The organism is Massilia oculi, from assembly GCF_017582745.1.
Lineage (GTDB): Bacteria > Pseudomonadota > Gammaproteobacteria > Burkholderiales > Burkholderiaceae_D > Telluria > Telluria oculi_A.
The window spans coordinates 20075-46219 of sequence record NZ_JAFVIM010000018.1 but is presented as its reverse complement, the minus strand read 5'-3'; the positions used below and the strand labels follow the sequence as shown (position 1 = coordinate 46219).

Sequence of the window (26145 nt, the reverse complement as noted above, 5' to 3'; positions counted from 1 at the left end):
ACCCTTCATGAAGATCACAAGCCTGGCATTGGCCGCGGCTGGCCTCGTCACGTGCATGCCTTTCGCATCCGCTAGTGACTGGAACACGCCGCAGGAACCGTTCGCGCTTTCCGCCGACAGCTACTACGTCGGCACGCGCGGCCTCAGCTCCGTCCTGATCACGTCGAAAGCGGGCCACATCCTGATCGACGGCGCCAGCCCGGAAGCGGCCGGCCAGATCGCGGCGAACGTCCGCAAGCTCGGTTTCAAGGTCGAGGACATCCGCATCATCCTCAATTCGCACGAGCACTTCGACCACGCGGGCGGGATCGCCGAGCTGCAGCGGCTGTCCGGCGCCGAGGTCAGGGCCACGCTGGCCGCGGCGCCGGTCCTGCGCACCGGCAAGGCCAGCCGGGGCGATCCGCAATATGCCGGCCTGCTCGAACTCGACATGGCGCCGGTAGCCAATGTCGGCGTCGTGCGCGACGGCGAGACGGTCAAGGTCGGTCCGCTGGCTGTCACCCTGCATTCGACGCCTGGCCATACCCAGGGCGGCTCGACCTGGACATGGGTATCGAACGATGGCGGCAAGCGGGTGAACATGGTGTATGCCGACAGCCTGAACGCCATCGGCGCCGGGGCTTTCCGCTACAGCGGCGACCCGGCCTATCCGAACGCGCGCAGCGACATTGAACGCTCGATCGCGAGGGTCGCGGCGCTGCCTTGCGACGTGCTGGTCTCGGCCCATCCTGAAGGGAGTGATTTGTGGAAGCGTCACGCGCAACGCGCCACTCTGGGCAACGCAGCCTTCGTCGACAAGACCGCTTGCAGCGCCTATGCCGACAAGGGCCGCGCGCGGCTGCAAAAAACGCTGGCGGCGGAAGCGAAGACGCAGCCGATCGTCTGGCGCGACGATGCGAAGATCGGCGAGATGTTCGAGAAGGCAGGCGTGACCGGCACCTTCGTCATGTACGATGTCGCCGCCAACGTCTACACCGGGCATGACCGCCAGCGCGCCAATATCCGCTACGTCCCGGCGTCGACCTACAAGATCCCCAATTCACTGATTGGCTTGGCCACCGGCGCCGTCTCCAGCGTCGACGAAGTGTTGCCCTACGGCGGCGGGCCGACCTATCTACCGCAATGGGCCAAGGACATGCCGCTGCGCGAGGCGATCAGGATATCGAACGTCCCGGTGTACAAGGAACTGGCGCGCCGCATCGGCATGCCGCGCATGCGAGAGGGCCTGCGCCAGCTCGATTACGGCAATATGGATGCGGGGGCAGTCATCGACGCCTTCTGGCTCGAGGGACCGTTGAAGATCAGCGCGGTCGAGCAGACCCGTTTCTTGGGCCGGCTGGCGCAGGGCAAGCTGCCGTTCCCGAAGCCGGCGATGGCGGCGGTGCGCGAGATCGTGCGCCAGGACGACAACGCGAACCTGTACGCCAAGACCGGCTGGTATATGCCCGACGATCGCAAGAACCAGATCGGCTGGTGGGTGGGCTGGGTCGAGAAGGATGGCAAGGTGTATGCGTTTGCGCTGAACGCCGACATCACCGACGATACGATTGGCGCCAAGCGGGTGCCGCTGGGGAAGGCGGCCTTGCAGTCGCTTGGATTGTTGTAGGCCTACCCTGGAATCGGGGCGACGAGCGGCCGCAAGCCATGCCGCTCGCGCGCCCCATTGCACTTGTCATCCCCGATCTGGACCTCCCGGCACGCCGACGGCCGCTGCGCATACACCCCGCAAGCCATCGGCCCCGCATTGCCCGTTCCCAAGGCGATGCAATAGGGGCGGGAGGCATTGGTCCCCTTCATGCACGAAATATGGGGCGTGACCTGTTCGGTCATGGCCTCGGGCAGCCCGAGGTCGAGGGCTTCGGCCCAGTAAAAGGACACGCGGTAGCTCTTGCAACACGCTCCGCAGCTCAGGCAGGGAAGGACGTCGTCGGCGCTCATGATGGCCAATTCTAGCGCGGACGTGGGACGAAAAAAAGCCGCCCGAAGGCGGCTTCCCGATCGGCTTGAAACCGGCTGCGAAGCCGGTTCCGTCGACCTGTTATTGGCCGCGTTTCGCGCGCGCCTTGGCCGCGATCCGCATGCGCAGCGCGTTCAGCTTGATGAAGCCGCCCGCATCCGCCTGGTTGTAGGCGCCGCCGTCTTCGTCGAAGGTAGCGATGTTCATGTCGAACAGCGAATCGGTCTTCGAATCGCGCGACACGACGATCACATTGCCCTTGTACAGCTTGATGCGCACCCAGCCGTTCACGGTCTGCTGGGTGTGGTCGATCAGAGTCTGCAGCGCGACGCGCTCCGGCGCCCACCAGTAGCCGTTATAGATCAGCGAAGCGTAGCGCGGCATCAGGTCGTCCTTCAGGTGCGCCACTTCGCGGTCCAGCGTGATCGATTCGATCGCGCGGTGCGCGCGCAGCATGATGGTGCCGCCCGGGGTTTCGTAGCAGCCGCGCGACTTCATGCCCACATAACGGTTTTCCACCAGGTCCAGGCGGCCGATGCCGTGCTTGCCGCCCAGGCGGTTCAGCTCGGTCAGGACGGCGGCCGGCGACAGGCGCTTGCCGTTCAGGCCGACGATGTCGCCCTTTTCGTATTCGATGTCCAGGTACTCGGCTTCGTCCGGCGCCTGCTCCGGCGACACGGTCCAGCGCCACATCGATTCCTCGGCTTCGGCGCTCGGGTTTTCCAGGTGGCGGCCTTCGAACGAGATGTGCAGCAGGTTGGCGTCCATCGAGTACGGCGCGCCGCCGTTCTTGTGCTTCATGTCGATGTCGATGCCGGCGTCTTCCGCGTACTTCAGCAGTTTTTCGCGCGACAGCAGGTCCCATTCGCGCCATGGGGCGATGATCTTGACGTCGGGTTTCAGCGCATAGGCGCCCAGCTCGAAGCGCACCTGGTCGTTGCCCTTGCCGGTCGCGCCGTGCGAGACGGCGTCGGCGCCGGTCTCGTTGGCGATCTCGATCAGGCGCTTGGCGATCAGCGGACGCGCGATCGAGGTGCCCAGCAGGTATTCGCCTTCATACACGGTGTTGGCGCGGAACATCGGGAACACGAAGTCGCGCACGAACTCCTCGCGCACATCGTCGATGTAGATGTTTTCCGGCTTGATGCCGAACTTCAGCGCCTTGGCGCGCGCCGGTTCCAGTTCCTCACCCTGGCCGAGGTCGGCGGTAAAGGTGACGATTTCGCAGTTGTAATTGTCCTGCAGCCATTTCAGGATGACGGAGGTGTCGAGACCGCCGGAATAGGCAAGGACTACTTTCTTGATGTCGCTCATGGGAGTTCCAGTGATGGAGGGATGGTAGAGGAGAGATGGTCAGCTGGCGCACAGGTTCACCGCGCCAGGGGACGCGATGAACGGCCAACGATCAAGCTTCAGTGGATGAAAAAATTTAATTATCTTCGATACGACCGAGCAGCAGGTACTCGATCAGGGCTTTTTGCACGTGCAGGCGGTTCTCGGCTTCGTCCCAGACCACCGATTGCGGGCCGTCGATGACGCCGGCCGAGACTTCCTCGCCGCGGTGAGCGGGCAGGCAGTGCATGAACAGGGCGTCGCTGGCCGCGCGCGCCATCTTGTCTTCGTCGACGATGAAGCCGTCGAAGGCTTTCAGGCGCTCTGCGTTTTCCTTCTCGTAGCCCATGCTGGTCCAGACGTCGGTATTGACCAGGTGGGCGCCGGCGCAGGCGTCCGACGGGTTGTCGAACAGGGTGTAGCGCGAGGTCGAGACCAGGCTCGGGTCCATCTCGTAGCCCTTCGGCGTCGAGACGTTCAGGTGGAAGCCGAACACTTCGGCCGCCTGCAGCCACGAGTACAGCATATTGTTGGCGTCACCGATCCAGGCCACCGTCTTGCCGGCGATCGAGCCGCGGTGTTCCCAGAAGGTGAACACGTCGGCCAGCACCTGGCAGGGATGGTGTTCGTTGGTGAGGCCGTTGATGACCGGGACGCGCGAGTTGGCGGCGAAGCGCTCGATGATGTCCTGGCCGAAGGTGCGGACCATGATGATGTCGCACATGCGGCTCATCACCTGGCCGGCGTCTTCGACCGGCTCGCCGCGGCCCAGCTGGCTGTCGCGGGTATTCAGATAGATGGCGGCGCCGCCCAGCTGGTGCATGCCGGCCTCGAACGAGAGGCGAGTACGGGTGGAACTCTTCTCGAACACCATCACCAGGGTGCGGTCGACCAGCGGGTGATAGACCTCGTAGGCCTTGAACTTGCGCTTGATGATCGCCGCGCGCTTGATGACGTATTCGAACTCATCGCGCGTGAAGTCGGAGAATTGCAGGAAGTGCTTGATCGGAGTGGTGCCTGGCATAGTGGGTCTACTCGAATGTTATCCCTTGAATTATAAGGGGTTTTTCTTTCCGTTAGGGAAAGTATAGTCTAGGGAAGCACTGGATTATTCTGGCGGATGGGATTGGTACATAAAAAAGCGTCCGGCAAGGCGCACACCGCAGCCATACCGCGTGGTATGGCGAGGATTTGCAACGCAGCAGGGCGATTTTTTATGTGCCAAGACCGCCGCCATGAATAATTCAGCGCTTCCCTAGTACAAGGTCTGTGAGGATTCGTGCAACAGCTGCGCATACAGCTCGTGGCGCATGCGCGCGATCTTGCCGTCGGCGACCGCGTCCAGCACGGCGCACTGCGGCTCGGCCAGATGGCGGCAGTTATAGTACTTGCAGCCGCCCAGATAGGGCTTGAATTCGACGAAGGCGCGTTCCAGCATCCCTTCCGTCAGGTGGTACAGGCCGAATTCCTGGAAACCGGGAGAGTCGATGATCGTCGCCGATTTGCCTTCCGCGCCCGGGAGCCAGTAGAGGCGGGTGAATGTAGTGGTGTGCTTGCCGGTGTCGAGCGCGGCCGAGATCTCGCGCACTGCGATGTCGGCGTCCGGCACCAGGAGGTTGATCATCGACGACTTGCCCATGCCGGATTGGCCGATGAAGATCGACGAGTGGCCTTCGAGCAGCGGGGCCAGGGTCGCCACCGTCTGCTCGGGCTGGGCCTTGGCCGATACCTCGTGCACCGGATAGCCCAGCGCGGCATACGGCGCGACCCGATCGCGCGCGCGCGGCAGCAGGTCTGCGACGTCGGTCTTGTTCAGGATGAGGTGGGCCTCGATGCCGGCCGCCTCGCAGGCGACCAGCGCGCGTGAGACCAGATCGTCGGTAAAGCCTGGCTCGGTGGCGACGACGATGAACAGGCGCGAGATGTTCGCCGCCAGCAGCTTCGATTTGTATTGGTCGGAGCGGTAGAGCAGGGTGGTGCGGTCGGCGATCTTTTCGATCACGGCCTGGTCGGCGGAGGTGCGCTTGAGGTGCACCACGTCGCCCACGGCGACATTGGTCTTCTTGCCGCGCGTGACGCATTGCAGCTTTTCGCCGTCCACGTCGGCCAGGTAGTGGCGGCCGTGGGCCGCGATGATGGTGCCTTTGAGTTCGCTCATGCGCTCGTCATTCCAAGGTAAAGCGCATTCACTTTCGCGGCGCAGATAAAATCGTTTTCAGTCAGGGCGCCGCCGGCCGAGTGGGTGCTCCAGGTGACGCGGCAGGTCGCGAAGCCGACCGTCATCTCTGGATGGTGGTCCTGCGTTTCGGCGACCTGGGCCACGGCGTTCACGAAGGCGATGGTGGCGCGGTAGTCCGGCAGGCGGAACTCGCGCGACAGGATGCCATCGACCGCCGTCCAGCCGGGGACGTCGTTCAGCAAGGCGTCGATCGCCCATGGATCGAGCGCCTTGGCGTTGCGGACGCAGTCGCGATGCTCCAGCTTCATGCGTCCGCCATCGTCAGGTGTTTCACGCGCACCGAGGCCGGCGGATGCGAATCGTAGAAGGCCGAGTGCAGCGGGTCCGGGGTGAGCGTGGAGGCGTTGTCCTCGTACATCTTGACCAGGGCCGACACCAGGTGGCGGCTATCGGTATGCTGGGCCGCGAAGGCGTCGGCCTCGAACTCGTGCTTGCGCGAGGTGATCGAGGACAGCGGCGCCAGCGGGAAGGTGAACACCGGGAGCACCAGCATGAACAGGATCAGGGCCATGCCGTCGTTGGAGGCATTCATGAAGGGCAGCACGCCCAGGCCCGTATAGAACCAGGCCTGGCCTTTCAGGTAGCCGAGCAGGGCCAGGAAGGCCAGCGACATGGCGAACATCACGGCGACGCGCTTGACGATGTGGCGCAGCTTGAAGTGACCCAGTTCGTGCGCCAGCACGGCCTCGATCTCCTGCGGCTCCAGGCGCGAGAGCAGGGTGTCGAAGAACACGATGCGCTTGGCGCGGCCGAAGCCCGAGAAATAGGCGTTGCCGTGGGCGCTGCGCTTGGAACCGTCCATCACGAACAGGCCGCGCGAAGCGAAGCCGACGCGCGCCATCAGGCCCTCGATGCGCTGCTTGAGGCTGGCGTCTTCGAGCGGGCTGAATTTATTGAACATCGGCGCGATCACGCTCGGGTAGATCGCGATCATCAACAACTGGAAGCCGCTCCACACCAGCCAGGTATAGAACCACCACAGGTCCCCCGACTTTTCCATCAGGGTGAGCACGACCCACAGCAGCGGCAGGCCGATGACGGCGCCCACGATCGTGCTCTTGATAAGGTCGGTGAACCACAGGCCGGGCGTCATCTTGTTGAAGCCGAAGCGCTGCTCCAGCACGAACTGGCGATACCAGTCCAATGGCAGGTCGAGCAGGCCGGAGATGACGCCGAAGGCCACCACCAGCGCCAGCTGGTGCCACAACCCCGGACCGGTCAGCGGCAGGATCGCCAGCGACAGCAGCTGCAAGCCGCCCAGCAAGGTAAAACCGATCAGGACCGCACCGCCCCACAGCATGCCCACCAGGCCGAGGCGGGTCTTGGCGACGGTGTAGTCGGCCGCTTTCTGGTGCGCCGCCAGTGGCACCTTTGGTGCAAACTCGGCCGGCACGCTGGCGCGGTGGCGCGCGATGTGCCGGATATGGCGCGCGGCCAGCCAGGTGCGCAGCACCATGGTGAGCACGAAGAAAACGACGAACAAAACCGAAAACCCGAATGAAGACATTCTGTGCCTGTGAGAAAATGCAGGATTAAGTGTAAGACAGACTAAAACACGACTAGGCAAAGAGAGAATTATGTCACAAGCTACACCAACCACCGAGTCCGCCGCAGCCCAGCGTCCAAACGAGTTCAACCTGGTTTGGGTGGACATGGAAATGACCGGCCTGGACCCGGACAACGACCGCATCATCGAAGTGGCGGTGGTCGTTACCGACCCGGAGCTGAACATCATCGCCGAAGGCCCGGTGTTCGCCATCCACCAGTCGGACGCGACGCTGGACAAGATGGACAACTGGAACAAGGGCACCCATGGCAAGTCGGGCCTGATCGACCGAGTGAAAGCCTCGACCGTCAGCGAAGCCCAGGCCGAGCAGGAGCTGATCGCCTTCCTCAAGCAGTACGTGCCGGCGAACAAATCGCCAATGTGCGGCAACTCGATCTGCCAGGACCGCCGCTTCATGGCGCGCGGCATGCCGAAGCTGGAAGCCTTCTTCCACTACCGTAACCTGGACGTGTCAACGCTAAAGGAATTGTGCCGCCGCTGGAAGCCGGAAGTTGCCGGTGGTTTCAAGAAGCATCAGAAGCACACGGCCCTGGCCGACATCACCGAATCGATCGAAGAACTGCGCTATTACCGCGAACATTTCATTCAGAAATAATTCGGCAAAAGCAGTACAAAAAGGCGCACTATTGACAAGAAGGTATGCGAGAATGGCCGATATGGTCCCGTTCACGCATACCGCCTTTCTCGGTGACAGCCAGACGGCCGCGCGCTTGCGCGACCACGACTGGCGCACATCGCCGCTTGGCCCGCCAGAGGGCTGGCCGCCGTCCCTGCGGATGGCGGTCGACATGATGTTGCACTCATCGTTTCCCACGTTCATCGCGTGGGGACCGCAGCTCGCCTTCCTGCACAACGACGCCTATATCCCGATCCTTGGGGAGCGCCACCCGGCCGTGCCCGCCATCCCGTTTGCGCAGCTGTGGGCGGAAGTCATGCCCGAACTGTCGCACCTGATCGAACGTGCGCTGGCAGGAAATTCGGTCTTCCTCCAGGATATGGAGCTCAATCTTCTGCGCAACGGCTATCCGGAGCGCGCCTGGTTCACGTTTTCGTATGCGCCTTTGCATGACGCCCGCGGCGACGTCGCGGGGCTGACTTGCACCGTCATGGAAACCACCGGCCACGTGCTGGCCGCACGCCGGGCCGCGTTCCAGCTGAAGGTTTCGGACGCGCTGGCGCCGCTGGAAGATCCCGGAGAGGTCATCGCGACTGCGAGCGCCTTGCTGGGTGTCGAGCTCGGGGCAGGCCGTGTGCTGTATGCCGAGATCGATCCGCTCAGCGGGCGTCTCGAGGTGCCGCGCTTGTGGGCATCCAAGGGTGTGGCGCGGCGGTCGTCCAGCTTGCCGCTTTCTGCCTTCAGTCCCGCCATCATTGCCGAGCTCGGAGGCGGGTCGGTGGTGCGGATCCACGATGCCGCCAACGATCCGCGCACTGCGAACCTGCGTGCCAGCGGCATCGACGACCGGGTCGGCGCTGCGCTGGTGGTGCCGATCGTCAAATCGGGACGCCTGACCGCCTGTCTTGGCGTGGACACGCCGACGCCACGTTCCTGGAGCGAGTACGACGTCCAGCTCGCGCGCGACGTGGCCGAGCGCACCTGGGCCGCGGCCGAGACCGCGCGCGCCCAGGCGCTGCTGCGCGAAGAGCGCGACCGCAGCCGCGACATCTTCGACAATATCTCCGAAGGCTTCGCCCTGTTCGACCGCAACTGGATCATGCAGCGCATGAACGCCGAGGGCCTGTGCATCTGCGCCGTCACGCGCGAGGAAGTCATCGGCCGCAACCACTGGGAAGTGTTCACCGCCATGGCCGACAGCGAGGCCGGCCAGATGTACCACCGCGTGATGGACACGCGCCGCGCCGGCGCCGCCGAGCAGTGCCACGTGTTCCCCGACGGGCGCCGCATCTGGACCGACATCCGCGCCTATCCGACCCAGGACGGCGGCGTTGCGAGCTTCTTCCGCGACATCACCGACCGCAAGCTGGCCGAAGAAAAACTGATGGAAGCCGACCGCCGCAAGGACGAATTCCTGGCCATGCTGGCGCACGAGCTGCGCAACCCGCTGGCGCCGATCAGCGCCGCCGCCGAGCTGCTCCGGCTGGGCAATATGGACGAGCGTCGGGTGCACCAGAGCAGCACCATCATCGGACGCCAGGTGCGTCACATGACACGCCTGGTGGACGACCTGCTCGACGTCTCGCGCGTCACGCGCGGTCTGATCACGCTAGGCCAGGCGCGGGTGCCGGCGCGCGCCGTGGTCGAAGAAGCGGTGGAGCAGGTGCGGCCGACGATCGACGCGCGCTCGCAGCAGCTCGGCGTGCGCCTGCCGCCGGACTATGCCGCGGTGCGCGGCGACAAGGCGCGCCTGGTGCAGGTGGTGGCCAATGTGCTGGGCAATGCCGCGAAGTACACGCCCCCGGGGCGCGGCATCGACCTGCGCGCCGAGGTGCTGGGCACGCGGCTGGTGCTGAGCGTGCGCGACGAGGGCATCGGGATGGACCGCGAGCTCACCGGACGCGTGTTCGACCTGTTCACCCAGGCCGAGCGTTCGTCCGACCGCTCGCAGGGCGGTCTTGGACTGGGCCTGGCGCTGGTCAAGCATCTGGTCGAGCTGCATGGCGGTACGGTGGGTTGTTCCAGTCCCGGGTTAGGGAAGGGCAGCACCTTCGTGATCAGCTTGCCGCTGCTGCAGGAAGAAGAAACTGCAGCGCCCGTGTCGGACGCTGCCTGCCCGGCCGGCGCCGCGCCCTTGCGCGTGCTGGTGGTGGATGACAATCACGATGCCGCCGAGACGCTGGGGCTGCTGCTGTCGGCGCAGGGGCATGAGGTGGCGATCGAGCATGCCTCGTTGCCGGCGCTCGAGCGCGCGCGTGGTATGCGGCCGGATGTTTGCCTGCTCGATATCGGCTTGCCAGAGATGGATGGGCGCGAACTGGCGCGCAGGCTGAAGGCCGATCCAGTGACGCGTGACGCGACGCTGATTGCTATTACCGGCTATGGCCAGCAGCAGGACCGGGATGCGGCGTTGGCTGCGGGTTTCGCGCATCATCTGGTCAAGCCGGTTAATGTCGATGTGCTGCTGCGCGTGCTCGATGGCGTGCGTGGCGGTTGCGTAGGGGAAGCGGAAGCAGGGGCGGTGGCCGGGACAGGAGCTGGAGCAACCCACGACCCGGACCAGCAAACCGTCGCACCCGCGTAGACGGGTGCCCAAGCTCATAGAGCAGCCACAAAAATAAACCCGTTTTCACGGAGGAGACCCGATGCATAGAAAACCGCGCTTCATCGCAAGAACGTTGGCACTCGCAGTTCTCGGCGCCATCAGCCTGTCGACCTACGCCGCCAACCCGATCGTCCCCGGCTGGTACGCCGACCCCGAAATCCGCATCTACGGCAACAAGTACTGGATCTATCCCACCTATTCGGACCACTACGGTGCCCCGCGCAAGTCGCGCGGATTCACTCCCGAACAGGAGCGCATGCGCGCCAAGTCCGACCTGATCTGGGAACCCTACCTGAAGCAGACCTTCCTCGATGCCTTCTCGTCGACCGACTTGGTCAACTGGACGAAGCACACCCACGTGCTCGACATCGAGAACGTCGCGTGGGCGGCGTATGCGGTGTGGGCTCCGTCCGCGATTGAGCACAACGGCAAGTACTATCTGTTCTTCGGCGCCAACGACATCAAGGCCAATGGTCAGCTGGGCGGCATCGGCGTGGCGGTCAGCGACCGTCCCGAAGGGCCGTTCAAGGATGCGCTCGGCCGTCCGCTGATCGACAAGATCCACAACGGCGCCCAGCCGATCGACCAGATGGTGTTCAAGGACGACGACGGCCAGGTGTATATGTACTACGGCGGCTGGAAGCACGCCAACGTCGTCAAGCTGGCGCCGGACCTGCTGAGCGTCGTGCCGTTCCCAGATGGGGCCACTTACAAGGAGATCACACCTGACCCGGCCTATGTGGAGGGTTCGTTCATGGCCAAGCGCAATGGCGTGTACTACTTCATGTGGTCGGAAGGAGGGTGGACGAGGCCGGATTACCGCGTCGCGTATGCCATGAGCAATTCGCCGTTTGGGCCGTTCAAGCGTATTGGTACAATTCTCCAGCAGGATACGACCATTGCCAATGGGGCCGGGCATCATTCGGTGGCAAACATTCCGGGCACCGACGATTGGTATATTGTTTATCACCGTCGGCCGTTGGGTGACAAGGATGGCCACCACCGCGAGACAGCGATAGAACACATGTACTTTAATGCGGATGGCACGATCAAACCGGTGGTCATGACTACTGAGGGCGTGGCACCGCGACCGATTCCGGCCAACGGCTGAAGGTGTCGCGCGGCTGACGAGGCCGCTCGACGCTTTTTGCAGGAGATGAGAAAGCAGCCGAGCAACGGCGTCAGTCTCTCCAGGAATACTCAGTCGTCAGGCGGTTTGTATGATCGCCTCTGATCCTTTTCAGACGTTCACCAAGTGAGGTACAGCAGGCTTTCACGCTCTCCGACCGAAGTCCCGTCTCACTACTGCAACGGGTACTTCTGCAGGATTAGTTGGTGTTCCGCTTTCAGCCTTGTTCCCCAAGATGGTTTCAATCCTGCCATCAAATTTTCTTGATATGGGAACCAGACGGCCCTGCCATCGCCAGTCGACTTTCGATTGCGCAGCTCGTACGAGGTGGCCATGATAGAGGTAATTCCCTCAAAAAGCAGATACAGGACCTCATCATTATCAAGCCCTGAAATTCTTTCGAGTTCAGAACCGCGCTCAGTTACCACGAATTCAAACTTCCCAAACCTCATCTCAACATGGGGTGTCCCGTCCCGCTGCGGGGAAGTGTGAAATACTTTGTAATATGGCTCAACATCCAGCTGCTCAGCCATTGAGCAAAACTCGGCCGCAAGACCGGAAAGCGACAGCTTCTCCATCGTAAGCTCCACGTAACAGGTCGATCTTGATAACGGCGGGACTTCTACCTATGGGTGATAGTGGCCGTTCTAGAAGATAGTGTATTTGGCTGTTGCTCTGGAAGCAATTTCGACTTAGAGCCATGCGCTCAGCGCTTGATTGTTTGCACTATTTTTGGATGGCTATGCACGCATTTCGTGCAAATGTGCTGTAATGACGCTCTCTGCGCTCAACCTTGGTGCAATGCCATCCTTTCTTCTTTCCATCCTGCGGCGACCGCATCCGGTCGCCCTGCCACCGATCGGCCAGGCGCGGGCCGCGTTCGGCGCACTCTTCGGCCTGGCCCTATCCGGCGTGCTGAGCCAAGTCGTGCTCGCCTGGAGCGCCCCCGGCGCCCACGTCGCCTGGCTGGTCGCCCCCATGGCGGCCTCCGCCGTCTTACTATTCTGCGTCCCCGCCAGCCCCCTGGCCCAGCCCTGGCCCGTCATTGGCGGCAATGTGGTCTCGGCCCTGGTCGGCGTTAGCTGTGCCCAACTGCTGCCCGATCCAATGTTCGCCGCGCCGTTAGCCGGCGGCCTGTCGATCGCCATGATGTTCCTGCTGCGCTGCCTGCATCCGCCGGGCGGGGCGGTGGCGATGACGGCGGTGCTGGGCGGGCCGGCGGTGCACGAGGCCGGCCTGTCGTTCGCCCTGGCGCCGGTGGGCCTGAACACCGTGTTGCTGGTGCTGGCGGCGCTGCTGTACAACCGGGTGACGGGCGCGCATCACGCGCACAAGCCCGCTCCGGCGCCGACCGCCGTGGCGGCCGAGGACATCGACGCTGCGCTGGAGCATTTTGGCGAGGCGGTCGACGTCTCGCGCGAAGACTTGGCCGTCATCGTCAACGATGCCGAGCACCATGCGGCCGAGCGGCGCGTGCGTCACCTGCATGCCGGCGACGTCGTGGTGCCGCCGCTGGCTCTGCTCGAACCCGACATGCCGCTGGCGACGGCGCGCGCCATCCTACTCGAACATGGCTTGCCTTCGCTGCCGGTGGTGGATGGGGAAGGGCGGCTGCTTGGCGTGCTGACCCTCAAATCGCTGCTGCGGGCGGCGGCCGAGGCCGAAGCGTGGAGCATCAAGGCGCGGGCGCTGATCGTACTGCGCGGCCGTAAGCAAGCGGAGCGGGTGGCCGAACTGATGATGACCGGCATCGCGGTGCAGGCGGCGCAGCCGGCGAGCGAGGTGGCCGCGCTGGCGGGCCGTCATGGGCTGGCGCGCGTGCCGGTGGTCAATGCGGCGGGGATGCTGGTCGGAATGGCGGGGCCGGTCGAAGTGCTCGATGCCCTGCATGGGGTGGCGTTGGCGACGGAAGGTTGGCGGCTGCGGCGTCGACACGGAGACTGATGCTGGCTCGGCACTGATTTCAATTGAGATGATCTCGCTGCCAACTATCACCGCGTCGGCGGCATAGCCGCCGACCCTACAGGTGAATCGGGCCGATACAGGTGAATCAGGCCGATCGAGGTGAATCAGCCCGATCCAGGTGAATCAAGCCGATTCCGCCCCGCAGCACTTCTTGAACTTCTTCCCGCTGCCGCAAGGGCAATCGTCGTTGCGCCCGACTTTCGGCTCCTCGCGCACCACTGTCTCGACCGCGGCCTTGCGCAGCGGCAGCCAGTAGCGGTAGAGGGCCGGCACATTGGCTTCGATCTCCAGCGCAAGGGCGTGGATCTTGTGCGGATTGTCGACCAGGGCCAGCTCTTCTTCCTCGATTTCGTCGGCGCCGAGCAGGTAGATCGGGCGAATGAGTTCGGCCACGTCCGAGGTCCAGATCGGATCCCAGGAATCGGCGCGCAGCTCGACGCCTTCCCAGAAGCCCCAGCACCAGGCTTCCGGATCGATCAGGGTCTTGCCTTCGAATTCGTGTTCGACGAACAGCGGCTCGAACTCCTTCGGCGAGACTTCGAAGGTGATCAGCACTTCGTTCATGAAGCGCATGATCAGGTTGATGATCTTTTCTTCTTCGCGCTTGTTCTTCCACTTCGGCGCGGCCGCCTCGTCTTGGCCCCAGACCAGCGGCAGCCATTCGGCCGGCATGATGGTTTCCGGACCGATCGCGATGGCGGTCAGGTAGCCGTGCAGGGTGTCCATCGTCATCGCTTCGTCGGAGCAACGGTCGGACAAGAGGAACTGGTCGAGTTCGTCGAATTCTTTTTCGGAGAGGGGCTGTTCGAGATGCATGGGAGTGTCTGGTGATGGCGCCTGGGCGCCGGTTTTGCGTAAAGGCGCCAGTGTAACGCCTGCGCCGCCGGGCGGCAGCAAAAACCTCTATCCGCACGCCAGATGGCGCCGCGGCGCAACGGCCGCGGCGCCGGTACGGCATCAACGCTTGGCGTCGAAGGCCTTGGTCAGCTCGCCGGCTGCGAACTGCTGGGCTTCCTTGGCTTTCGGCACCACCGCGCCCATGCCGAAGAATTCATGGGTCACGCCCGAGTAATGGCGATAGTTGACGGCCACGCCTTCCTTCTTGAGGCGGTCGGCGTAGGCTTTACCCTCGGTCATCAGCGGGTCGATCTCGGCCGTGATCACGGTCGCCGGCGGCAGACCCTTGAGCGAGGTTGCCTTCAGCGGCAAGGCGTATGGGCTCTTCGGATCGGCGCCATAGTGCTTGAAGAACCAGCCCATCATCGCCTTGTTCAGCGGCTTGGCGTTGGCGTTCTTCTTGTACGACTCGTTGTTCATGTCGTTGTCGACCACCGGATACACCAGCAGCTGGTGCACCGGCAGCTGCGCTTTCTGGTCGCGCGCCATCATCGAGACCACTGTCGCCAGGTTGCCGCCAGCCGATTCGCCGGCCACCGCCACGCGGGTGGCGTCGCCATTGAACTGCCTGGCGTTCTCGATCGCCCATTTGTAGGTGGCGAAGGCGTCCTCAGGCTGGGTCGGGAATTTGTGCTCCGGCGCCAGGCGGTAGTCTGGCGAGACTACGATCGCCTTGGCTTGCTTGGCCAGCGCGCGTATCGATGCTTCGTACACCTTGGTGTCGGCGATCACGAAGCCGCCGCCGTGGTAGTACACGACGACAGGGAACGGACCCTTGCCTTCCGGGGTGAAGACGTGGACCGGGAAGCTGCCGCCCTTGCCCTGGACCGTCTGGGTCTTCATGCTCACGCCCGGTTCCGGCGCCGTGCTCTGGCCGGCGTCCGACAGCACTTTTTTCACCGCATCGGCGGCCGACGGCTGCTTGCGCGCTTCTTCCGGGCTCAGGGTCTCGATCGGCTTCGGTTTCAGCGATGCCATCGCGTCCAGCACCTTCTGCATGCTTGGCTCGGCCTTCGGCGGCTGGGCGGCGGTCTGGGCAATCGCGGTGCCGGCCAGCATGCCGGCGGCCAGTGCAACCATGGTCAAGGTCAGTTTCTTCATATTCTTCCTTATCAGGTTTCTCGCCCGGCGCGACATGCGCCCGGGGCGTTTCTGACATGAGACCTTGTAACAAAGCCGCACTCCGTGCGTGAACGAACTCAGCGCGGGTGAAATGCGGGCCATTCCCGCTTCGCGGTGCGCCGCCGTACAATAGGCACATGGATAACTTAACCACCGACAACGAAACGCCCGAGCATCCGTATGCGCGCCTCGATCCCGCTCTGGTGCTGGACGCGCTCGACAGTGTCGGCATGCATGGCGACGGCCGCCTGCTGGCCCTGAACAGCTACGAGAACCGCGTGTATCAGGTCGGCCGCGAAGAGGGCGGTCCGGTAGTGGTCAAGTTCTACCGGCCCGAACGCTGGAGCGACGCCGCCATCCTCGAAGAACACGCTTTCGTGGCCGAGCTGGTAGAGCGGGAAATCCCGGTGGTGCCCGCGCTGCAGATCGAGGGCAAGACCCTGCATACCTTCCAGGGCTTCCGTTTTTCAGTCTTCCCGCGCCGGGGCGGACGCGCGCCCGAGCTGGGCGATCCCGCGGTGCTGGAGTGGATCGGCCGTTTCATCGGCCGCATCCACGCCCAAGGCGCGGTCAAGGCGTATGAACACCGGCCGGCGCTCGATCCGCTCACTTTCGGCCGCCAGCCTTATGACTGGCTGCGCAAGCACGACTTCGTGCCGCCCGAGCTGATGGCCGCCTGGTCCAGCGTGGTCGAGCAGGCGTTGGACGGCGTGGCGCGCTGCTACGAGCGCGCCGGAGAACTGCCGCTGCTTCGCCTGCATGGCGACTGCCACGGCGGCAACGTGCTGTGGACGCCGGACGGTCCCCATTTCGTCGATTTCGACGACAGCCGCATGGGCCCTGCGGTGCAGGACCTGTGGATGCTGCTCTCGGGCGAGCGCCACGAGATGGTCGGCCAGATGGCCGACGTGCTGGCCGGCTACGAGGACTTTTGCGATTTCCACCCGCGCCAGCTGTACCTGGTCGAGGCGCTGCGCACCCTGCGCCTGATCCATTATGCGGCGTGGCTGGCGATGCGCTGGAGCGATCCGGCTTTCCCTGTCGCCTTCCCCTGGTTTAATACCCAGCGCTACTGGCAAGACCGGATTCTCGAGCTGCGCGAGCAGGTGGCCCTGATGGACGAACCGCCCCTGTGGCCGGTGTGAGGGTCGAATGGATGAGCTGAGCCAATATTGCCGCCCAGTTCCGCGTAGCATACTGAACGGATTTGCCGGATAATCGAACCGACCGCCGCCATTGAGACCTCGCATGGAACCAAACCCAGCCAAGCAAGACGAAGCCGACTTCTCGATCGACCTGTCGCAGGCCGCCGGCATGGCGCCGGCCGAGGCGCCGCCGGAAACGCCCGACGCGTCGCCCGAACCTGCGCCCGCAGCCCCTGCGGCCGCCCCGGCGCCAACCGCGCGCAAGCCCCTGGAAATGCGTGAAATCCAGGAAGCGATCGCGCGCGTGGAAGCCGAGGCCAAGGCCAACGTCGCTCTTGAAAACCGCCAGACCGCCGAATCGCGCGCCCGCACGCTGGCCGACGAGCGCGCCGCCATCGATGCCGCCGCCGCAGCGGCCGCGCTGGCCAATTCGCAGGCCTCCGAAGACGCGATCGCGGCCAACCGCGACCGTTTGGAATCTCTACGCGCCGCCGCCAAGGCGTCCGCCGAGCGCCTCGAAGCGATCCGGCAAGAAACCGCCGAGCTGCGCGCGCGGGTCAAGAGCGATACCGAGATCCGCCTGGCGCTGGAGGCCCGTTCGCGTTCCGAAGAAGAAGCGCGGCGCCGCGCCGCCGTCCAGATGGAAGCCGAGGCCGAACTGGCGGCCAAGGCCGCCCGCGCCGCCGACGAGCTGGTGGCGCATACCGAGCAGGCCAGGCTGCAGGCCGCCGAGCGCATGGCGGCGGTGGAAGCGGCCAAGGAAGAAGTGCTGCATAACGCCAGCGCCGATGCCCGCATCGCGATCCTGGCGCGCGAGCGCGAGCGCGCCGAAAAGGCCGCGCGCCAGACCGCCGAGAAACTGGCCGAGGCTGAGGCGGAAGCGCTCGACCTGACCCAGCAGCGCGAACGCGCCGACCAGGTGGCCCTGGCTTCGGCGTTCCAGCGCGCGGCGGCCGAGGCACGCGCGCTGGAAGAAGCGCGCGCCATGGCCCACATCGAACAGGAACGCGAGGCGATCGCGTTGGCCCAGGCTGAGTCCGAGCGCGTCGCGGCCCAGTCGCTGCGCATGCGCCTGCAGACTGAAAAGGAATTGCGCGACGCCGCCACCCACCGCGAGCGCCTGGAGCAGATGGCGGCTGCCAGCGCCGAGGCGCGGCGCGAGGCCGAGACCCGCATCCTGGCCGCGACCGAAGCCCGGATCGAGACCGATCGCAAGCTGCGCCTGGTGGCCGAGGACCGTGTCCGCGCCGAGGAGGAAGCGGACGAGCAGGTGCAGGCCCGGCTCGAGGCCGAGGCCGAGGCGGCGCTTGACGCGCGCGCGCGCCGCGCGGCCGACGAGGCGGCGGCGGCGGCGGCACTGCGCGAGGCCGAGGAGCACCGGCGCGAGCGGCTTCTCGCCGAAGAAAAAGCGGCGTTGGCCCAGGCCGCGGCCGAAGTCCAGGCCAAGCGCAATGCCGACGAGGCGGAAGCGGTCGCGTTCGAGGCCGAACTGGTCGAGCTGCAGCGCCAGGCTGCGCAACTTGCCGAGCAAAAACGGGAAGAAGCCGAGCGCCTGGCCCAGCTCGAGCGTGAGCGGGTGGCGGCCGAGACCCAGGCGCTGGCTGACCTCGAGCAGAAAGTGGCGGCCGAGCGGGAATTGATGCTGGCGGCCCAGGCGCGCAGCGAAGCCGAAGCTGCCGCGGCGGCGGCGCTGGCCGCCAAGGCCCAGGCCGAGCGCCGTCTTGAAGAAGCCCAGCGCGCGACCTTCGAAGCGCAGCAGGCCCAGATGGATGCGGTGGCGGAAGAAGCCACGCAAGCCGAGGCCACGCGCGACGCCCAGCAGGCGCACGCGCGCCGCGCCCAAGAGCTGGCAGAAGCTCAACTGGAACGGACCGAAGTCGAGCGCCAGCAGGTGGCGCTGACCGAGCAGGCGATCGGCGCCGAGCGCGAAGCCACGCAGGCCGCGCGCGAATCGCTGGCCCTGGTCGAGCGCAAGCTGGCCGCCCAGCGCGCCCAGGCCGCGGCCGACGCCCGCGCGAACGAGGCGCAGGCGGCGCGGCTGGCGTCGGAACATGCCGCCGCCCAGGCCGCCGAAGCGCGCGCCGAGGCCGAGGAAGAACAAGCCCGGTTGGCGCGCGAGCGCGAGCTGGTCGAGCAGGCGGCGGTGCAGGCGGCGGTCGAGAAACGCGAAGCCCAGCGCGCGCTGCTGGAACACGCCCAGGCTCACGCCGAGATGCAGCGCAAGGCGGCGCAGGCGACCCTGCAGATGGCCGATGCGCGCAAGCACCTGGTGAATTTGGAAAGCAAGCGCCAGGACGAGCAGGCCGCCGAACTGGCGGCAACCGAGCGCGTCATCGGCGAGCGCAAGGTGGAAGCCGGCCAGCGTTCGGTGTCGGCCGACCTGACGCGCGAGGTATTGGGACGGTTCAAGCAGTCGCAGGCCAGGGCTGGCGACACCTCGGCTGCGCAGGCGGCGGCGAGGTTGGCGGAAGTGATTGCGAATCAGCGCGAGCTGGATCGCGATTTGGATCGCAAGACGGACCGGGAATAACGCCGAGGGTCCCGTACCCTTCATGTAGGGTGGACGGGTTTTCCGTCCACGCGTTCAACCGGCTTTCGAATCGCCGCGTGGCTTGTTGGCGCTAATTGGACGCGTGGACGGCAAAGCCGTCCACCCCACGAAATTATTGCGCCGGCGTTCCCTGCGCCTGACTCGGCGATACCGGATCCACCGGCCCGGTAATCGCCCGCTTCACGAAATACTCGGTATCGCCAAAGCAGCTGGTCGGCACGCCCTTGTGTTGCTCGTACGAGATCTGCACGCGGCGACCGATATTCTTGTTCAACTGCTGTACCACCGCCTCATCGCGCACGGTGAAGGCGAAGCGCTCGGGAATCGCTCCCGGCATGCTCGACAGCAGAATCTCGCCCTCCCAGGTCTTGCACAGCCAGCCCTTCTTGGAGAACGTCTGCAGGTAGCCGGCGCGGTCGCCCTCGGAATACGACCAAGTCAGGGTGAACCAGGTGTACAGCGAACCGAGCACGGCGACGACGGCGATGACGGACAGCAGGATGGCGGTGGCGCGGGCTTTGGGCATGGTCGGGCAGGGCGATCTAAAGAATGAATACGGGTTGTCAATATGGCAGTGCTTGCGCGATGCGCGCCCATTCTGCCATGCCTTGCCGTAATCGCAAACCGCAATTCTCAGCCGTTGCCGATTCAACCGGTCCGCGCCGCCATCTCCGTCTCCTGCGCCGCGATCCTTCTGCGGTAGCGTATGGACGACCACAGCGACACCAGGATGAAAGCCAGCCCCGACAGCCCGGTGAACCATTCCGGGATGTGATAGTGCACGCTGGCGAACATGATCAGGGCCAGAATGCCGATCGCATAGTGCGCCCCATGCTCGAGATAGACGAATTCCTGCAGCGTGCCCTTGTAGACCAGGAACACCGTCATCGAGCGCACGAACATGGCGCCGATCGCCAGGCCCAGCATGATGATGACGACATCGTTGGTGATGGCGAAGGCCCCGATCACGCCGTCGAAGCTGAACGAGGCGTCCAGCACTTCCAGATAGAGAAAGCCGCCGATGCTGCCCTGCGAGATCATGGCGCCGACCGAGGGATCTTCTTCCTTTTCCTCGAGCAGTCCGCTCAGCCACTTGACGCCGATATAGATCAGCACCCCGGTCACGCCGGCGATCAGCACCGCCAGCTTGCGCACCTCCGGCATCAGCCTCATGGCGCTGATCACGCACAGCAGGGCCAGCAGCACGGCCAGCCCCTCGGAGCCGTATTTGCCGACTTTTTTCTCGAACCAGGTGATCCAATGCAGTTCTTTTTCCCCGTCGAAGAGGAAATTCAGGAACACGAGCATCAGGAAGGCGCCGCCGAAGGCCGCCACCTCGGCGTGGTGTTCGGTCAGGTGGCGCGAATACTCGTTGGGGTTGTCGAGCGCCATATGCCAGACGTCGAGCAGGCCGAGGCCGGTGGCGGCGGCGACGATCACCAGGGGAAACAGCAGGCGCATGCCGAACACCGCCACCAGGATCCCGACCGTGAGGAACAGCTTGCGCCAGAATTCGTTCCAGTGCTTGAGCACCGAGGCGTTGACGACGGCATTGTCGAAAGAAAGCGACACTTCCAGCACGCCGAGGATGGCGGTGATCCACAGGGCCTGCAGCAGCCCGGACATGCCCTTGTGCTCGTAGCCCCACCAGCCGGCGAGGGTCATCAGGACTGCCGTGACGATGAAAGACCACCGGAAATGCCGCATATGCCCCTCTTGTGTGTATTGACTCGTTGGGTCAATATTACCGTTTCCCGGCCTGATGCGTCCGTTCCAAAAGTAGCCCAGCGAGCCTTGCTTCTGAGATAATTCCGCCCAGCATTTTCACCTATAAGACATCATGGAAATTATCTACCTCGCGACGCCCATACTGACCTGGATGGTGGTCGGCCCGATCAAGTTTCTCATTTCGAGCGTCCGCCTGCGGCGCTGGGCCTTCGACCTGGTCGGCAATGGCGGCTTCCCCAGCAACCATAGCGCGGTCGTGTCCAGCATGGCCACCCTGATCGCCCTGCGCGAAGGCATGGGCCATCCGGCCTTCGGCGTGGCCTGCACGCTGGCCTTCATCGTCATGATCGACGCCAACAGCCTGCGCCAGCACGTCGGCCGCCACGCGGTGTCGCTCAACCGCCTGCACGACGGCAAGGCCGACTACGTGATCCTGCGCGAACGCATGGGCCATACCAAGATCGAGATCGCTGGCGGCGTCCTGACCGGCATCGGAATGGGCTTCCTGATCAATGCCGTCCTCGGCGGCTTCTGACCATGTACATACGGTGGGCGTCCATCCCCCGGACGTCCGCCTGTCCGTTTTACCCCGCATCTCGTCCGGGCTGGAATGCAGCTCATCGCCAAAAAACGCAGTTCATCCATCGAATTCGGCGTTATACAGGTTCGTCAATTGACGCCATCAGGGCCCTCCTGAATACTTCGCGCTGGCTGTATCTATTCTCATTTTTATAAAAAAGACCAAGTCCTTCTCTGGAGAACCACAATGCTGCGCAAAACCCTCCTCGTTCTAGCCATCGCTTCAAGCCTCGTCGCCTGCGGCAAGGATTCCGCCCAGGCCCCCGGCCAGGCCAAGGACAACAAGCCCACGCAGCTGACGGTGGCGCCCGAGGATGTATTGACGATCCAGAGCGACTCGATCTCGTCCGGCCCGGTCATCACCGGCTCGATCCAGCCCGAACGCAAGGCCGACCTGCGCGCCGAAGTCTCGGCCATCGTGCTGCAGGTGCTGAAGGAGAACGGCGAGCCGGTCAAGCGCGGCGACGTTCTGGTGCGTCTCGATGAAACCTCGATCCGCGACACCCTGACCTCGGCCGAGGATGCGCAGCGCGCCGCCAGCCTGGCGCTGCAGCAGGCCAATCGCCAGCTCGAACGCCTGAAAACCCTGACCGCCTCCGGCATGACCTCGGCCAAGGCACTGGACGATGCCGAGATGGCGCGCAACAACGCCATGAGCGAGCTGTCGGGCGCGAAGAGCCGTGTCGCCACCGCGCGCCAGCAGCTGGCCCGCACCACGGTGCGCGCGCCGTTCGACGGCATCGTCTCCGAGCGCAAGGTCTCCAACGGCGACACCGCTACCATCGGCAAGGAACTCGTGAAAGTCATCGATCCGACCAGCATGCGCTTCGAAGGCGCGGTGTCGGCCGATTCGGTCAGCACCGTCAAGGTCGGCCAGAAAGTCAATTTCCGCGTCAACGGCTATGGCGAGCAGCAGTTCGCCGGCATCGTGAAACGGATCGATCCGGCCGCCAACCCGGTCACCCGCCAGGTCGAGGTGCTGGTGGGCTTCGCCGATAAATCCCAGCCGCGCGTGGCCGGCCTGTACGCCGAAGGCCGCGTCGATGCTTCCGCCACCGACGCCCTGATGCTGCCGGAATCGGCCCTGGTGCGCGTGGGCGACAACAGCCATACCTGGCGCATCAAGGATAAAACGCTGTCCAAGGTCAATCTGGTGGTTGGCGCGCGCGACCCGCGCACCGGCAACCTGGAAATCAAGCAGGGTCTGGCTGCCGGCGATATCGTGCTGCGCGCCCCGACCTCCAATCTGAAGGATGGCCAGAAGGTCGACATGCCGACGGCCCGCGTCGCCAGCGCCGCAGGGACTGGCAGCGCCAATGCCCCGGTTCAGGGCAAGTAATACGGGAAATAATAACTAGGAAAACAAACCATGTTCCTGTCCAATTTCAGTGTCAAGAAACCGGTCGCGACGATCGTCATCATCGTCGCGATGATGGCCATCGGCCTGCTCGCGCTGTCCAAGCTGCGGGTCAACCAGAACCCCGACGTCGACATCCCGGTCATCGTTGTCGACATCCCATATCCGGGCGCCTCGCCCGAAACGTCGGAACGCGAGATCACCAACCGCCTCGAGAAGCAGATGCAGGCGATCCAGGGCGTCACCGAGGTCAATTCCAATTCCTACGAAGGCGGCGCCACCATCTGGATGGAATTCGACTTCGACCGCAACCTGATCGAAGCCTCGGACGACGTGCGCAACGCCATCGCTGCGGTGCGCTACAAGCTGCCGATCGAGATGCGCGAGCCGGTGCTGCGCCGCATCGACCCGGCCGCCGAGCCGGTGATGTCGCTGGCGCTGTCGTCCAGCACCCAGAGCCATGCCGAGATCTCGCGCTATGCCGAGGACGTGCTGGCCGACCAGTTCCGCGCCATCGACGGCGTCTCGACGGTGGCCGTCAACGGCGCCCTGCGGCGCGAGCTGTCGGTGCTGCTGCGCGCCGAGAAGCTGCGTGAATTCAATGTGTCGGTCACGGAGGTGACCAATGCCCTGCGCAGCGGCAATACCAATGCGCCGGTCGGCAAGCTGCGCGACGAGCTGGACGAGAAGGGCATCCGCCTGGTCGGCCGTATCGAGCGTCCCGAAGACTTCTCGCAAATCGTCGTCAAGCGCAATGGCGACACCATTGTGCGTCTGAACCAGGTGGCCGAGATCCAGGACGGCTTCGCCGACATCAACAGCCTGTCCATGCGCAGCGGCAAGCCGAACGTCGGCCTGCAGATTTCCCGCTCACGTGACGCTTCGACCGTGTCCCTGGCCAAGAAGGTGCACGAGGTCGTCAAGGAAGCGAGCAAGCAACTGCCAGAAGGCACCAAGCTCGAAGTGGTGCGCGACGGCGGCGAAGACGCGCAGTCGAGCCTGAACAACGTGATCGAGGCGCTGGTGCTGGGCGCGGTGCTGACCGTGTTCGTGGTCTACGCTTTCCTCAATTCCTGGCGCTCGACCCTGATCACCGCCCTGGCCCTGCCGACGTCGGTGCTGGCCGCCTTCATCGCGGTCTGGCTGTGCGGCTTCACCCTCAACTTCATGACCCTGCTGGGCCTGTCGCTGGCGATCGGCGTGCTGATCGACGATGCGATCGTGGTGCGCGAGAACATCGTGCGCCACATGGAAATGGGTTCCGACCGCCGCACCGCAGCCCTCGAAGGCACCGCCGAGATCGGCATGGCGGTGGCCGCCACGACCTTCTCGATCATGGCCGTGTTCGTGCCGGTGGCCTTCATGCCGGGCGTGTCCGGCGAGTGGTTCCGTCCTTTCGCCCTCACCGTGACCTGCTCGGTGATCGTGTCGCTGCTCATCTCGTTCACGCTCGACCCGATGCTGTCGGCCTACTGGGGCGATCCGCCCGACCATCACAGCGCGCCGAAGAAGGGCATTGGCCGCGTGCTGGACAAGTTCAACCACTGGTTCGACCATCAGGCCGACCGCTACGGCCGCGTGATCGCGTGGGCGCTGCACCACCGCCGTTGGATGGGCTGCCTGGCGCTGGCCAGCTTCGTCGGCGCGATCGTCCTGCACTCGACCTTCGGCGGATCGAGCTTCCTGCCCAAGATGGATTCGGGCACGATCATGGTCGACGTGCGCGTGCCGGCCTCGTCGAGCGTCGAGTACGCCCGCCGCAAGGTCGAGGCGGCCGCCGAGCTGGCGCGCACCTTGCCCGAAACCGAAGACACCAACAGCAACGTCAACCTGAACGGCGGCAAGGTCTATGTCGACATCGGCAAGCGCCGCCAGCGCGACCGCAGCGCCTCCGAAATCGCGGTCGACCTGCGCCAGAAGATCAGTCGCCTGGTCGGCGCCGAATACGTGGTCATGGATGACCTGAGCGGCAACGGCAAGCCGGTACAGATCGAGTTCAGCGGCCCGGATTCGCGTAAGCTGATGGAGCTGACCAATGCCTATATGGCCAAGCTGCGCGAGGTGCCGGGCGCGGTCGACGTCACCCTGTCGGAGCAGGATCCGAAGAACGAGCTGCAGATCGTGCTCGACCGCGGCCTGGCGAACATGATGGGCATCTCGGTCAACGACGCCGCCCAGTCGCTGCGCGTGGCCTTCGCCGGCATCGAGGTGGGCGACTGGGTCGACCCGACCAGCGAGACCCGCGACGTCGCCGTGCGCCTGCATCCGGACGACCGTGTGAATACCGAGAGCATCGAGCGCCTTCCGATCTCGGTCGGCGGCACCGGCATGATGGTGCCGCTCGACCAGATCGCCGAGATCACCATGGGCAAGGGCCCGTCGGCCATCCGCCACAAGAACGGCGAGCGCATGATCACCGTGTCGGCCAATGCCCAGGGTCGCTCGCCGGGCGAGGTCACGGCCGACGCCATGAAACTGGCGCGCACCTTCGACTTCCCGCCTGGCTATGGCCTGGCGCTGGGCGGCTCGGGTGAAGACCAGCAGGAGCTGTTCACCGAGATGATCATCGCGCTGCTGTCGGGCATCGCCCTGATGTACCTGATCCTGGTGATGCAGTTCGGTTCCTTCACCGCGCCGATCGGCGTGATGATGTCGCTGCCGCTGTCGCTGATCGGCGTGGTCGTGGCGCTGATCATCACGGGCCACACGCTCAACCTGATGAGCATGATCGGCATCATCATGCTGATGGGCCTGGTGGCCAAGAACGCGATCCTGCTGCTGGACGCCGCCCGCGCCCTGGAGCACGAAGGCATGGATCGCGAAGAAGCCCTGATGGCGGCCGGCCGCAAGCGCCTGCGTCCGATCCTGATGACCACCTTCGCGCTGATCGCCGGCATGCTGCCGGTGGCGCTGGCCTTCGGCGACGCGGGCGAGTTCTACCAGCCGCTGGCGATCGCCATCATCGGCGGCACGATCACCTCGACCGTGCTGACCCTGCTGGTGGTGCCGACCTTCTACGACAGCATCGAGATCGCCCGCGACCGCATGGTGGCCAAGTTCGGCCGCCGCGCCGAACGCTGGAACACGCTGCCGGCCTTCCTGCTGACCTTCGTGGAAGCGATCCTGACCCTGACCTTCGTGCGCCTGGTCTATCGCATCATCGTCCGCATCGGCCGCTTCGTGACCGGCCGCGGCAAGGCCTTGCCGGCCTGATCGTTCCCTGCGTGCGGCGTCAGCCGCCTTTAGTCCCGACAAGGCCAGCCACGCGCTGGCCTTGTCGTTTCAGCGCTGCGCTATGGGCGCCCGCTGCGGAGTCGGTGGTATTGCGCCAGTGTTTCCTGTTGTTATGGTCTAAT

21 protein-coding genes and 1 pseudogene are annotated in these 26145 nt (G+C 64.6%); 11 read left to right on the top strand and 11 right to left on the bottom strand.

Annotated elements, in window-relative coordinates; all coding sequences use genetic code 11:
* Window positions 1-7: 7 nt before the first annotated feature.
* Both bla and blaOXA read left to right on the top strand, forming a co-directional pair.
* Window positions 8-850: pseudogene (gene bla / locus J3U95_RS28780) on the top strand (subclass B3 metallo-beta-lactamase); the annotation flags it as partial.
* Window positions 839-1606 carry a class D beta-lactamase gene (blaOXA, locus tag J3U95_RS28775; RefSeq protein WP_370662089.1) on the top strand — a complete coding sequence of 256 codons (768 nt, stop codon included), beginning with the start codon at window positions 839-841 and terminating at the stop codon, window positions 1604-1606. The pseudogene bla and the gene blaOXA, both read left to right, overlap by 12 nt.
* Before the next feature lie 2 nt (window positions 1607-1608).
* Here the strand turns inward: blaOXA and J3U95_RS19340 are convergent, their stop codons facing one another.
* The 6 genes from J3U95_RS19340 to J3U95_RS19315 form a co-directional block, all read right to left on the bottom strand.
* Window positions 1609-1938 (bottom strand): YkgJ family cysteine cluster protein, encoded by a 330-nt coding sequence (locus tag J3U95_RS19340; RefSeq protein WP_208280292.1) that lies wholly within the window; start codon window positions 1936-1938, stop codon window positions 1609-1611.
* 100 nt (window positions 1939-2038) lie between these two features.
* Window positions 2039-3271, bottom strand: coding sequence for an argininosuccinate synthase (locus tag J3U95_RS19335; protein ID WP_208280291.1), 1233 nt, complete (start codon window positions 3269-3271; stop codon window positions 2039-2041).
* 115 nt (window positions 3272-3386) lie between these two features.
* A complete protein-coding gene (gene argF, locus J3U95_RS19330) occupies window positions 3387-4313 on the bottom strand; it encodes an ornithine carbamoyltransferase (protein ID WP_208280290.1) in 927 nt (308 codons plus the stop codon).
* A 231-nt stretch (window positions 4314-4544) separates the two neighbouring features.
* Entirely contained in the window at window positions 4545-5447 is a 903-nt protein-coding gene (gene rsgA, locus J3U95_RS19325; protein WP_208280289.1) for a ribosome small subunit-dependent GTPase A, read from the bottom strand.
* The gene (locus J3U95_RS19320) at window positions 5444-5776 is read right to left on the bottom strand and encodes a 4a-hydroxytetrahydrobiopterin dehydratase (RefSeq protein ID WP_208280288.1); all 333 of its coding nucleotides are present in this window, start codon (window positions 5774-5776) and stop codon (window positions 5444-5446) included. Before J3U95_RS19320 ends, rsgA begins: the two co-directional genes overlap by 4 nt.
* Window positions 5773-7035: a M48 family metallopeptidase gene (locus tag J3U95_RS19315; RefSeq protein ID WP_208280287.1), complete on the bottom strand. Its 1263-nt coding sequence runs from the start codon at window positions 7033-7035 to the stop codon at window positions 5773-5775. Before J3U95_RS19315 ends, J3U95_RS19320 begins: the two co-directional genes overlap by 4 nt.
* 70 nt (window positions 7036-7105) lie before the next feature.
* Here J3U95_RS19315 and orn point away from each other — a divergent pair, with 70 nt between their 5' ends.
* The 3 genes from orn (at window position 7106) to J3U95_RS19300 (ending at window position 11427) form a co-directional block, all read left to right on the top strand.
* Window positions 7106-7690, top strand: coding sequence for an oligoribonuclease (orn, locus tag J3U95_RS19310; RefSeq protein WP_208280286.1), 585 nt, complete (start codon window positions 7106-7108; stop codon window positions 7688-7690).
* Window positions 7691-7742: 52 nt separating this feature from the next.
* Entirely contained in the window at window positions 7743-10295 is a 2553-nt protein-coding gene (locus J3U95_RS19305) for a hybrid sensor histidine kinase/response regulator (RefSeq protein ID WP_229519958.1), read from the top strand.
* Between the two features lie 61 nt (window positions 10296-10356).
* A complete protein-coding gene (locus J3U95_RS19300) occupies window positions 10357-11427 on the top strand; it encodes a glycoside hydrolase family 43 protein (protein ID WP_208280285.1) in 1071 nt (356 codons plus the stop codon).
* A gap of 191 nt (window positions 11428-11618) precedes the next feature.
* On the opposite strand, the gene J3U95_RS19295 is transcribed toward J3U95_RS19300, so the two are convergent.
* The gene (locus J3U95_RS19295) at window positions 11619-12023 is read right to left on the bottom strand and encodes an Imm63 family immunity protein (protein ID WP_208280284.1); all 405 of its coding nucleotides are present in this window, start codon (window positions 12021-12023) and stop codon (window positions 11619-11621) included.
* 223 nt (window positions 12024-12246) lie between these two features.
* On the opposite strand from J3U95_RS19295, the gene J3U95_RS19290 reads away from it, so the two are divergent.
* Window positions 12247-13389, top strand: coding sequence for an HPP family protein (locus J3U95_RS19290; protein WP_229519957.1), 1143 nt, complete (start codon window positions 12247-12249; stop codon window positions 13387-13389).
* Between the two features lie 144 nt (window positions 13390-13533).
* On the opposite strand, the gene J3U95_RS19285 is transcribed toward J3U95_RS19290, so the two are convergent.
* Together J3U95_RS19285 and J3U95_RS19280 are read right to left on the bottom strand one after the other, a co-directional pair.
* Complete coding sequence (locus J3U95_RS19285) at window positions 13534-14226, bottom strand: UPF0149 family protein (RefSeq protein WP_208280282.1); 693 nt, start codon at window positions 14224-14226, stop codon at window positions 13534-13536.
* Between the two features lie 141 nt (window positions 14227-14367).
* Window positions 14368-15408, bottom strand: a complete 1041-nt coding sequence (locus tag J3U95_RS19280) for an alpha/beta hydrolase (protein ID WP_208280281.1) — start codon at window positions 15406-15408, stop codon at window positions 14368-14370.
* 158 nt (window positions 15409-15566) lie between these two features.
* Here J3U95_RS19280 and J3U95_RS19275 point away from each other — a divergent pair, with 158 nt between their 5' ends.
* Both J3U95_RS19275 and J3U95_RS19270 read left to right on the top strand, forming a co-directional pair.
* On the top strand, window positions 15567-16574 hold the full coding sequence (locus J3U95_RS19275) for a serine/threonine protein kinase (protein WP_208280280.1): 1008 nt from the start codon (window positions 15567-15569) through the stop codon (window positions 16572-16574).
* Between the two features lie 103 nt (window positions 16575-16677).
* On the top strand, window positions 16678-19104 hold the full coding sequence (locus J3U95_RS19270) for a coiled-coil domain-containing protein (protein WP_208280279.1): 2427 nt from the start codon (window positions 16678-16680) through the stop codon (window positions 19102-19104).
* A gap of 133 nt (window positions 19105-19237) precedes the next feature.
* Here J3U95_RS19270 and J3U95_RS19265 read toward each other — a convergent pair whose 3' ends face one another.
* Window positions 19238-19651 carry a DUF8785 domain-containing protein gene (locus tag J3U95_RS19265; protein ID WP_208280278.1) on the bottom strand — a complete coding sequence of 138 codons (414 nt, stop codon included), beginning with the start codon at window positions 19649-19651 and terminating at the stop codon, window positions 19238-19240.
* 122 nt (window positions 19652-19773) lie between these two features.
* Complete coding sequence (locus J3U95_RS19260; protein ID WP_208280277.1) at window positions 19774-20832, bottom strand: DUF475 domain-containing protein; 1059 nt, start codon at window positions 20830-20832, stop codon at window positions 19774-19776.
* A gap of 133 nt (window positions 20833-20965) precedes the next feature.
* Between J3U95_RS19260 and J3U95_RS19255 the strand changes: the two genes are divergently transcribed.
* The 3 genes from J3U95_RS19255 (at window position 20966) to J3U95_RS19245 (ending at window position 26002) form a co-directional block, all read left to right on the top strand.
* Window positions 20966-21388, top strand: coding sequence for a divergent PAP2 family protein (locus tag J3U95_RS19255; RefSeq protein ID WP_071363449.1), 423 nt, complete (start codon window positions 20966-20968; stop codon window positions 21386-21388).
* Between the two features lie 231 nt (window positions 21389-21619).
* A complete protein-coding gene (locus J3U95_RS19250) occupies window positions 21620-22771 on the top strand; it encodes an efflux RND transporter periplasmic adaptor subunit (protein WP_208280276.1) in 1152 nt (383 codons plus the stop codon).
* Between the two features lie 30 nt (window positions 22772-22801).
* Complete coding sequence (locus tag J3U95_RS19245; protein WP_208280275.1) at window positions 22802-26002, top strand: efflux RND transporter permease subunit; 3201 nt, start codon at window positions 22802-22804, stop codon at window positions 26000-26002.
* Window positions 26003-26145 lie beyond the last annotated feature (143 nt).

Coding starts and splice junctions, on each gene's coding strand:
- J3U95_RS19245 (WP_208280275.1), top strand. CDS start 22,802: ATGTTCCTGTCCAATTTCAGTGTCAAGAAACCGGTCGCGACGATCGTC.
- J3U95_RS19295 (WP_208280284.1), bottom strand. CDS start 12,023: ATGGAGAAGCTGTCGCTTTCCGGTCTTGCGGCCGAGTTTTGCTCAATG.
- J3U95_RS19275 (WP_208280280.1), top strand. CDS start 15,567: ATGGATAACTTAACCACCGACAACGAAACGCCCGAGCATCCGTATGCG.
- J3U95_RS19315 (WP_208280287.1), bottom strand. CDS start 7,035: ATGTCTTCATTCGGGTTTTCGGTTTTGTTCGTCGTTTTCTTCGTGCTC.
- J3U95_RS19340 (WP_208280292.1), bottom strand. CDS start 1,938: ATGAGCGCCGACGACGTCCTTCCCTGCCTGAGCTGCGGAGCGTGTTGC.
- J3U95_RS19280 (WP_208280281.1), bottom strand. CDS start 15,408: ATGAAGAAACTGACCTTGACCATGGTTGCACTGGCCGCCGGCATGCTG.
- J3U95_RS19335 (WP_208280291.1), bottom strand. CDS start 3,271: ATGAGCGACATCAAGAAAGTAGTCCTTGCCTATTCCGGCGGTCTCGAC.
- J3U95_RS19255 (WP_071363449.1), top strand. CDS start 20,966: ATGGAAATTATCTACCTCGCGACGCCCATACTGACCTGGATGGTGGTC.
- J3U95_RS19305 (WP_229519958.1), top strand. CDS start 7,743: ATGGCCGATATGGTCCCGTTCACGCATACCGCCTTTCTCGGTGACAGC.
- J3U95_RS19320 (WP_208280288.1), bottom strand. CDS start 5,776: ATGAAGCTGGAGCATCGCGACTGCGTCCGCAACGCCAAGGCGCTCGAT.
- J3U95_RS19285 (WP_208280282.1), bottom strand. CDS start 14,226: ATGCATCTCGAACAGCCCCTCTCCGAAAAAGAATTCGACGAACTCGAC.
- J3U95_RS19290 (WP_229519957.1), top strand. CDS start 12,247: ATGCCATCCTTTCTTCTTTCCATCCTGCGGCGACCGCATCCGGTCGCC.
- J3U95_RS19265 (WP_208280278.1), bottom strand. CDS start 19,651: ATGCCCAAAGCCCGCGCCACCGCCATCCTGCTGTCCGTCATCGCCGTC.
- rsgA (WP_208280289.1), bottom strand. CDS start 5,447: ATGAGCGAACTCAAAGGCACCATCATCGCGGCCCACGGCCGCCACTAC.
- orn (WP_208280286.1), top strand. CDS start 7,106: ATGTCACAAGCTACACCAACCACCGAGTCCGCCGCAGCCCAGCGTCCA.
- J3U95_RS19250 (WP_208280276.1), top strand. CDS start 21,620: ATGCTGCGCAAAACCCTCCTCGTTCTAGCCATCGCTTCAAGCCTCGTC.
- J3U95_RS19300 (WP_208280285.1), top strand. CDS start 10,357: ATGCATAGAAAACCGCGCTTCATCGCAAGAACGTTGGCACTCGCAGTT.
- J3U95_RS19270 (WP_208280279.1), top strand. CDS start 16,678: ATGGAACCAAACCCAGCCAAGCAAGACGAAGCCGACTTCTCGATCGAC.
- J3U95_RS19260 (WP_208280277.1), bottom strand. CDS start 20,832: ATGCGGCATTTCCGGTGGTCTTTCATCGTCACGGCAGTCCTGATGACC.
- argF (WP_208280290.1), bottom strand. CDS start 4,313: ATGCCAGGCACCACTCCGATCAAGCACTTCCTGCAATTCTCCGACTTC.